We start from the raw sequence: 8,545 nt of genomic DNA, 5'->3' as shown, positions 1-8,545 counted from the left end.
CACAGCGGAAGTAGGTGCAGCGAAGCAAACCGTAGCCGCTGCGCCCGGATCGATCCCGCAGCGAAGGAACCCGAGCCTGCGAGGGCCGAACGCAGGAGCCAAGCCTTTTGGTTCCTTTTTGGCGTTTGAAAAAGGGACTCGCCGTAAGGGCGAAACCGCCAGCCGCAACACCCGAAGCAACGGATATTCACCCAAAACACCAAGAGCCTGGTCGGCCCAGAGGCCGCCAAGGCCAAGAAAAAAACGACCTACCGCCGCTCCTCGACCCGCCCCTGACTCTTGCTCCAGTCCGTCAACAAACTATAAGCCACCGCCAACAAAGTAGGCCCGATAAACAACCCGATAAACCCAAACGCAATCAACCCACCGAACACCCCAAGCAACACAATCACCAGCGGTAAATTCCCCCCGCGACTGATCAGATACGGCTTGAGCACGTTGTCCACCCCACTGATGATAAACGTGCCCCAGATCCCCAGAAATACCGCCATCCCGTACTCGCCCTTCCATGCCAGCCAGGCCGTGGCCGGCACCCACACGAGCGGTGGCCCCATCGGAATCAGACTGAGCAGAAAGGTCACGATCCCCAGCACCAGCGCGCCCGGCACCCCGGCAATCAGAAATCCGATCAACGCCAGAACTGCCTGCGCCGCCGCTGTACCGATCACCCCGTTGACCACCCGCTGCACCGTACCCGCCACCAGCTCGATGTAATAGCCTGCACGCTCGCCGATCAAGCGTTCCAGCAGACTGTGCACGAACGCCGCCAGCCGTGGCCCGTCACGGTAGAAAAAGAACACGAAGACAATACTCAACGTCAGTTCGAGAATACCGCCGCCGATCTGCGCACTGCGCGCCAGCAGCCAGTTACCGACCTGCCCCAGATAAGGCTTTATTGACACCATCAGCGCCGCGCCCTGCTGATCGATGCTGTTCCACAACCCGACCAGCCGTTCCCCCACAAACGGCAAAGTCCCGAGCCAGTCCGGCGCCTCCGGCAGCCCGTCGACCTGCACATCCTTGATGAATGCGGTGGCATCGCGCACATGATCGGCAAGATTGAAGCCCAGCCAGACCAGCGGCGCCGCCACCAGCAGCATCCAGCCCAGGGTCAGAATGGCCGCAGCCAGCGACTCTCGGCCATTGAGCCAGCGCGTCAACAGGCGCATCAGTGGCCAGCTGGCGAACGCCAGCACCGCGCCCCAGAACAGCGCCGACCAGAACGGCGCCATTACCCACAGGCTGGCCCCGAACAGCACCAGCAGGAGGATTTGCACCAGCAGGCGATCGTTATTGAGCATGTGAGATCTCGGAAAAATCAGTCAGGCAAAGAGTAGGCGAACACGCCGTGCATGTTCGCCCGGTAGCTTATCGCAACAGGTCGATGCGCAGACCTTTGCCTTCGACAGTGCCGGTTTCCATGCGCGCCGCTCGCACTCCCTGACTGATCAGCGCCTGACGCCACGCTTCGGCCTTGGGCCCGGACAGCGTCACGCGCAACGTGGTATCGAGGTTGAGGCCACGGGAGATCAGCCTTAGCCAGGTATCATCCGGGGCATCGACGCGGTCCGGGAAATCCAGCTCGCCGGTGCTTTTGAGCTGGCGCAGCAGGGTTGCCGAGGTCGGCAGCAACTCACCTAATGGCGCCACTGCCTCGAACTGTTCGACATGCAGATAGGCTTTGCGATTGCCACGAGTGATGCTGTACAGCGCCACCAGTGTGTTGTCCCGCGGTGCGGCCAGGCGCAACAGCAGATACGCCTGTTGCTCATCGGCGCCATACAGTTTGGCGTTGCCGAATACCTCGTTGGCCCACAGGCTGCTTTCACCGCAATCACGCGCCTGACACCAGAACAGCAACTCGGCGTCCTGTTTCTGCAGGGCCTTGCGCGCCTCGGTGAAGGCTTCGGTGGCGGAATGTTCGGGCGGCAACTCGTAGGTGACCGCCGTGGTCTGGCCGCGTGCTGTGACCTGGCCGTCGAAGCGCAACTGGCCGCTGATCTTGCGGATCGAACCCAGCGGGTAGATCCGCTCAAGCTCGACTGGCGGGCGATAGTCGACGATCTGCGCGTCGGCCAGACGCGGCACGATCGGCAAATCCTGACTGCCCGGCACGTCGGCGGCGAACGAAACGGTGCTGAAACAGCACAGTGCCCACAGACTGATCAAGCGCATCGTCAGGCTCATCGGATCGGCATGACTGGGTGATTCGGGGTCGCAGCGGTGTAGAAATCCATTGTTGTCGTCTCCCATTTCAACCCGACCAGCCTCGACAGTTGCCCGCTGCAAGTCAAGGAATGGCGAAGAAGCGATTGAAACAGTCTGCGACAAGATCCGCGCCGGCCTCATCGTTGAGGTGCAAATGGTGCCCGCCCGCCAACTGTTCCCGGCCAAAGGGCAGACGCTCCAGCAGCTCGGGATGTTTGGCCAGCATGCCATCGGCTGCTATCACCAGTTGCGTCGGACAAGCGATGCGCGCAACGAAGGCCAGCGCCTGTTCCTGGGTCAGGCGTAATGGCGAGGGCAAGGTCAGGCGATTGTCGGTGCGCCAGGTGTAACCGCCGGGCACCGGCATCAGGCCGCGCTGGGCCAAAAGCTCAGCCGCTTCCCGACTCACGGCTACCAGCCCCTTCATGCGCGCTTCGATGGCGCGGTCGAGGGTCGGATAAACCGGTTTGCGCTTGTCACGCAGATCCAGTTGCGCTTGCAGGGCCATGCCCATGCGTTCGGCAGCATTTTCGCCTTTGTCTGTAGGCGGAATCACACCGTCGATCAGCGCCAGATGGCTGATGCGCTCCGGTAATGAGCCAGCCAACACCAGGGAAACGATTGCGCCCATGGAATGCCCGAGCAGGCCGAAACGCTTCCAGCCCAATTGCTCAGCGACCTGCAGCACATCGTGGGCGTAATCCCACAGCGCATATCCGGCACCGTTCGGCCGGTGCCCGGAGTGACCGTGCCCGGCCATGTCCAGCGCGATGATGCGCAATCCCTTGAGCCTGGGTGCCAGACGCGCAAAGCTGTTGGCGTTGTCGAGCCAGCCATGCAGAGCAATGACCGGCAAGCCGTCCTCAGGACCGAACAAATGCGCGGCCAGCTCGATATGCGGCAGGCTCAGGCGCACTTCTTCGAAGATCGGGCTCATGCGCAGTCCTTGTCCTGACGGATTTGCCAGCGGCTGAACAGGGTCTTCAACAAGCGCGCCGTATCCTGCGGGCGTTCGAGCGGGAACATGTGCCCGCCGGGCATGCTCAACGCCTCGCCTTGGGCCAGGCGCGAAACGAAACGGGTGTGATGGCGCATCACCACGCGGCTCTTGTGCCCGCGCACCACCGCCAGCGGCACCTGCAATTGCCGGGTATGAGCGGGACTGGTGTGCGGCACGCCGCGATAGATGCTGATTTCGGTGGCCGGATCGAAACGCAGGCGCAATTTGTCGCCGACCTTGTGCAAACCGTGGTGCAGATAGGCGTCGAAGCATTCCGGGTCAAAACCGCGAAACAGTGTCTTGCCGGCAAAATAACTGCGCGCGCTGTCGAGGTCGGCGAACTCTTCACGCCGGCCCAATGTGCGTCCGGCGGGCGTCAAGCGGTCGATAAAACCAAAGCGCTTGGCCGCACGGATGACCCATTGATCGGTGCGGGTCAGCACCGGCGAATCGAGCATCACCACACCGCGATACAACTCGGGGCAACGCAGCGCCGCGTGCAGGTGCAGCACACCGCCAAACGAATGGCCGACGCCCCACACTGGCTGATCCTGTTGCTGCAAGTGATGGATGAGTTCGTCGACGAGGTTGTACCAGTTGTCGTCTACGGGAAAACGCGGGTCGTGGGCATGCTGTTCCAGATGCGCTACCCGATATTCCGGCGCCAGCGCCGCGAACAACTTGCCGTAGGTGCCCGAAGGGAAGCCGTTGGCGTGGGCGAAGAAGATCGGTTGCGACATGCTGGGCAAATCCATGGATGGAAAACGTGGCGTTGATTGTCCGTAAGAGCGGCGCTCACAGCAATGACTGTAAGTGCCAGGAATGATGACAGTCTGGTCAGGGCGATGGGTGTCAATCAGATCGTCCCCCCTCACCCCAGCCCTCTCCCCCAAGGGGCGAGGGGAAAGGGAGCAGGTCGGGGGAGTATCCGGGACCTGAGCTCGACTCGATTTATCAGGTCGACGAGGATTGCGAAAACCACACGGTAGGCCCCCTCTCCCTCTGGGAGAGGGCTGGGGTGAGGGCTCGCCCTGACGGAACCCGATAAATGTCAACGCAGCGGCGGCTGCTCACCCAACGGCACCACCGCCATGGTCAGACGCGACACACAACTGGCCTTGCCCTCATCGCTGGTCAGGCGGATGTCCCAGACATGCGTGGTGCGGCCAATATGGATCGGCCTGGCCACTGCCGTCACCCGGCCACTGCGCAAGCCGCGCAAGTGGTTGGCGTTGATCTCAAGCCCCACGCAATAAAATTTGCTCGCATCGATGCACAGATAACTGGCCATCGAACCGACCGTTTCCGCCAATACGACCGAGGCGCCGCCGTGCAGCAAGCCGTAGGGCTGATGGGTGCGATGGTCGATGACCATGCTCGCCGTCAGCGAGTCGTCATCGAACGCCTCGAAACGAATGTCGAGCACTTCGCCGATGGTGTTTTTCTGAATCGCGTTCAACTGCTCGATATTCGGAGTGGTACGCCACACGCTCATCGCAGACTTCCTTTTGTTGTTCTGGTCGTCGCTCAATCCTGCCACAGCACCGCCTCGTTGCGCTCACTCCATTCTTCGAAGCGGCTGCCATAGGTGTCTTCGATGACATTGCGCTTGATCTTCAGGGTCGGCGTGAGGAAGCCGTTTTCCACCGCCCAACTGTCTTTGACCACCACCAGCCGGCGCAGGCGTTCATGCTTGTCGAGGGCGGCGTTGACCTCTTCCAGCAACTTTTCCAGACTCGAATGCAGGCTCGCCCGCCCCTCTTCCTGATTGACGCTCGACAACACGCACAAGCCCAACGGCGCGCTCAATCCGTCACCGACGACACAGACCTGCTCGATGCGCGAATGCACTGCTAGACGATTTTCGATCGGCGCAGGAGCAACATATTTGCCCTTGCTGGTCTTGAAGATTTCCTTCAGTCGCCCGGTCAGGCGCAGGCGCCCTTCGCCGTCCTCTTCACCCTTGTCACCGGTGCGCAGGAACCCGTCTGCGGTGATGGTTTCGGCGGTTTTCTGCGGCTCCTTGAAATAGCCGAGCATGGTCGCCTGACTACGCACCTGCACTTCGCCCGACTCATCGATGCGCACCTCGACCTGCGGGCACGGCTTGCCGATCCAGCCTTGGCGGTATTGCCCCGGCAGGCAGATGTGCGAATAGCCGCAGCCCTCGGTCATGCCGTACACTTCCAGCACGTCGAGTCCAAGTTTCTGGTACCAGGCGAGCAAGGTCTGCGGCACTGGCGCGGCGCCCGACAACGCCACGCGCAGGGCATCCAGACCGAGCCCGGCAAGGACTTTGTGGCCGACGCGCTTGCCGATAAACGGCAGACCAAGAAGAAAATCCAGACGCTTTGCCGGCATCTTGCTGTACACGCCCATCTGGAATTTGGTCCAGATCCGCGGCACACCGAACATCGCGGTCGGCCGCGCGCGCTTCAGGTCAGTGATGAAGGTGTCGAGGCTTTCGGCAAAGAACACCGTCTGCCCGGTATAGATCGACGCCAGCTCGACGAACATCCGCTCGGCGACGTGGCACAGCGGCAGGTAAGACAGCAGCCGGTCGTTCTCGTTGAGCCCGAACAATTGCGTGCCATGCGTCGTGGCGAACCCGAGATTGGCGAAACTGTGCATCACGCCTTTCGGCAGACCCGTGGTGCCGGAGGTGTAGATGATCGTCGCCAGTTGCTCGGCGGGCGGGCGCGGGTCGTCCTGGATCGGCGAACTTTTCAGCAGATCAGCCCAACTGAAATCAAATTCGCCGGGCGGATGCAGCGGCAGGCTGATCGTCGGCAGACCGGCCGGGATGCCCTTCGACATGCCCGGCCAGTCATCAAGCTTGCCGATAAACGCAAGCACGCTTTCGGAGTGCGTCAGCACCTGCGCCACGGAATCGGCAGTGAGATTGGGATACAGTGGCACCGAGACATGCCCGGCCATCCAGATGGCCAGATCGGCGATGATCCAGTGCGCGCAGTTTTTCGAGATCAGGGCGATGTGGCTGCCGGGTGGCAATTCACGCGCACGCAGCCAGTGCGCGGCGCAGCGGGCCTGATGGCCGACATCAGCCCACGTCAGGGTCTCGACCTGCCCGCCGCCGATCGGCTGCACCAGAAAGCGCTGGCGCGGGTGCCGGGCTTCCCGTTCGTAGAACACGTCCAGCGGCAAACGGAAGGCGGCAGACATGCGACTCGCTCCTGTTTTTTTGGTCTGGAGCAAGCGTAGTCAACCAAGCAAGTGCTTGGTTGGATTTTTCAAACAAATATTTCAGATGAATGCGTTCACCTGTAGGAGTGAGCCTGCTCGCGATAGCCATTCAATATCAGCGGTGAGTGACACACCGCTATCGCGAGCAGGCTCACTCCTACAGGGGGCGGTGTTTACAGCTTAAGGGTGTTTCAGGCTGTTGAGGGTCATGGAACCAATCAACAATTCGCTGTGCTCAAGCTCGGCCAGGCCAGCGGTGCTGACCCGCTCCGGCGGATGTCCGGCGCCATGCTGCAGATAGCTGAGCAAATTGCCCACCAACGGGTTGTGGCTGACCAGCAAGACATTGCTCACCGACACCAGTTGCTCGGCGACCTTGTCCGGATCGGACTCCGGAGTCAGCCACTCGACCGTGCGAATCTCCGGCTGGAATCCCAGTGCCTCGCGCACGATCTGCGCGGTTTGCTGTGCACGTATATAAGGGCTGGCATAAATGGCCGTCAGCGGCTGGCCGAGCAAATGCGCCGCGCTACGCAAGACTTCCTGGCGACCGTGTTCGGTCAATTCGCGCTCGGGGTCGACTTTCGAGCCATGAGGCACCGCCTCACCGTGACGCAATACCCAGAGTTTCATAGCTTCGGTTCCTCATCTCGAACCGGATGCGCGGCTGGCGCCACGGCATGCGGCGCTTCGCCTTCCGGGGTGCGCGGCGCCGGCCAGTCGGCGAACGGCCAAGGCTTCTGGTCACTGTGGAAGGTGCCGAAGCGGCCGATCTGCGCGAGAAACTGGCTCAGACTGTCACCGAAATTCATCAGGCTGGCGCTCGGCGCGCCGTAGATCAAACGGTAGATCAGTTGCACCAGGACCACGGCGCCGAGGATGAACTGCGCCACTTGCCAGACCAGCAGGTAAACGATCATCCACAACACCCGCAGAAGGATGGATTCGTACTGGGCTTCGGTTTTCGGATCTTGCATGGCTTGCTTCCTGTCCGTGTAACAGCTGAGTCAGTTGAACCCGCTGGTGGAAATAAAGTCGACGTCGGTTTTCGGCTCGGCGCGCATCAGTAGACCGATCACCTGCTCCAGCGTGCGGCCTTCGAACAGAATTGCATGGAGCCCGGCGACCAGCGGCATATAGACGCCGACTTCCTGCGACTTGGCCTTGAGCACTTTCAGGGTATTGACCCCTTCGGCGACTTCACCCAGACGCGACACCGCTTCATCGAGGCTCAAGCCCTGACCGAGAGCGAAACCGACCTGATAGTTGCGACTCTTCGGCGATGAACAGGTGACGATCAGATCACCGACGCCGGCAAGCCCGAGGAAGGTCATCGGGTTGGCGCCCTGATTCACCGCAAAGCGGGTCATTTCCGCCAGCGCGCGGGTGATCAGCATGCTCTTGGTGTTTTCGCCCATTTCCAGCGCCACCGCCATGCCGGCAATGATCGCGTAAACGTTTTTCAACGCCCCGCCCAGTTCGACGCCGAAACGGTCGGCGCTGGCGTACACACGAAAAGTCCGGCCGTGCAGCGCGACCTGCACCGCTTTGCACAGTTCTTCATCTTCGCTGGCGACCACCGTGGCGGTGAGCGCATGCTCGGCGATTTCCCGCGCCAGGTTGGGCCCGGACAACACGCCGATGCGCGCTTGCGGAGCGATTTCTTCGAGAATCTGGCTCATCAGCTTGAAGGTCTGCGCTTCGATGCCTTTGGTCAGGCTGACCAGCATCTTGCCGCTCAACCGCTCGGCGTGGGCGGCGAGTACCGTGCGCAACGCACTGGAGGGCAGCGCGACGAAGCACAAATCACAGGCGTCGAGGGTTTCCTGCAGGTCGGTGACCGCGGTCACTCCCGGGAGAATCTTGATGCCTTTGAGGTAACGCGGGTTTTCGCGATTGACCCGGATGGCTTCGGCCTGCTCGGGGTCACGCATCCACTGCCGGACTTGATGGCCGTTTTCGGCCAGCAGATTGGCCACGGCGGTACCAAAACTTCCGCCTCCCAGGACCGCAATCGGGCGCTGTTCAGTCATATGCAATCCGTTAATCCATACCAGTGGCGATGGCGGCATTATACGGGGCGACCCGGTCGCGGCCAGCCCCAGCAACAATTACCGACACTTGTAGGAAGAA

General features: G+C 61.4%; 9 protein-coding genes. All 9 read right to left on the bottom strand.

The genetic code is table 11. The features are described 5' to 3' along the window. Positions 1-248 precede the first annotated feature (248 nt). Positions 249-1,301, bottom strand: coding sequence for an AI-2E family transporter (locus ACYYKW_RS19810; RefSeq protein ID WP_093099349.1), 1,053 nt, complete (start codon positions 1,299-1,301; stop codon positions 249-251). A gap of 67 nt (positions 1,302-1,368) precedes the next feature. Continuing rightward, positions 1,369-2,175 carry a DUF4892 domain-containing protein gene (locus tag ACYYKW_RS19805; protein ID WP_464990912.1) on the bottom strand — a complete coding sequence of 269 codons (807 nt, stop codon included), beginning with the start codon at positions 2,173-2,175 and terminating at the stop codon, positions 1,369-1,371. Positions 2,176-2,290: 115 nt separating this feature from the next. Further along, positions 2,291-3,145 (bottom strand): alpha/beta hydrolase, encoded by an 855-nt coding sequence (locus ACYYKW_RS19800; protein WP_464990911.1) that lies wholly within the window; start codon positions 3,143-3,145, stop codon positions 2,291-2,293. After that, the gene (locus ACYYKW_RS19795) at positions 3,142-3,948 is read right to left on the bottom strand and encodes an alpha/beta fold hydrolase (protein ID WP_464990910.1); all 807 of its coding nucleotides are present in this window, start codon (positions 3,946-3,948) and stop codon (positions 3,142-3,144) included. The genes ACYYKW_RS19800 and ACYYKW_RS19795 overlap by 4 nt, the downstream gene beginning before the upstream one ends. 311 nt (positions 3,949-4,259) lie before the next feature. Next, positions 4,260-4,703 (bottom strand): hotdog fold thioesterase, encoded by a 444-nt coding sequence (locus ACYYKW_RS19790; protein WP_093099337.1) that lies wholly within the window; start codon positions 4,701-4,703, stop codon positions 4,260-4,262. Between the two features lie 32 nt (positions 4,704-4,735). Continuing rightward, on the bottom strand, positions 4,736-6,391 hold the full coding sequence (locus ACYYKW_RS19785) for an AMP-binding protein (RefSeq protein WP_464990909.1): 1,656 nt from the start codon (positions 6,389-6,391) through the stop codon (positions 4,736-4,738). A gap of 201 nt (positions 6,392-6,592) precedes the next feature. Then, a complete protein-coding gene (gene sixA / locus ACYYKW_RS19780; protein ID WP_093099332.1) occupies positions 6,593-7,045 on the bottom strand; it encodes a phosphohistidine phosphatase SixA in 453 nt (150 codons plus the stop codon). After that, positions 7,042-7,389 carry a DUF4389 domain-containing protein gene (locus ACYYKW_RS19775; protein WP_090285288.1) on the bottom strand — a complete coding sequence of 116 codons (348 nt, stop codon included), beginning with the start codon at positions 7,387-7,389 and terminating at the stop codon, positions 7,042-7,044. The genes sixA and ACYYKW_RS19775 overlap by 4 nt, the downstream gene beginning before the upstream one ends. A 30-nt stretch (positions 7,390-7,419) precedes the next feature. Continuing rightward, the gene (locus ACYYKW_RS19770; protein WP_464990908.1) at positions 7,420-8,445 is read right to left on the bottom strand and encodes an NAD(P)H-dependent glycerol-3-phosphate dehydrogenase; all 1,026 of its coding nucleotides are present in this window, start codon (positions 8,443-8,445) and stop codon (positions 7,420-7,422) included. Positions 8,446-8,545 lie beyond the last annotated feature (100 nt).

This window comes from Pseudomonas sp. 15C (assembly GCF_055484735.1).
Note: the sequence above shows the minus strand (reverse complement) of the source record. Positions and strands in the feature narration are given on the sequence as shown.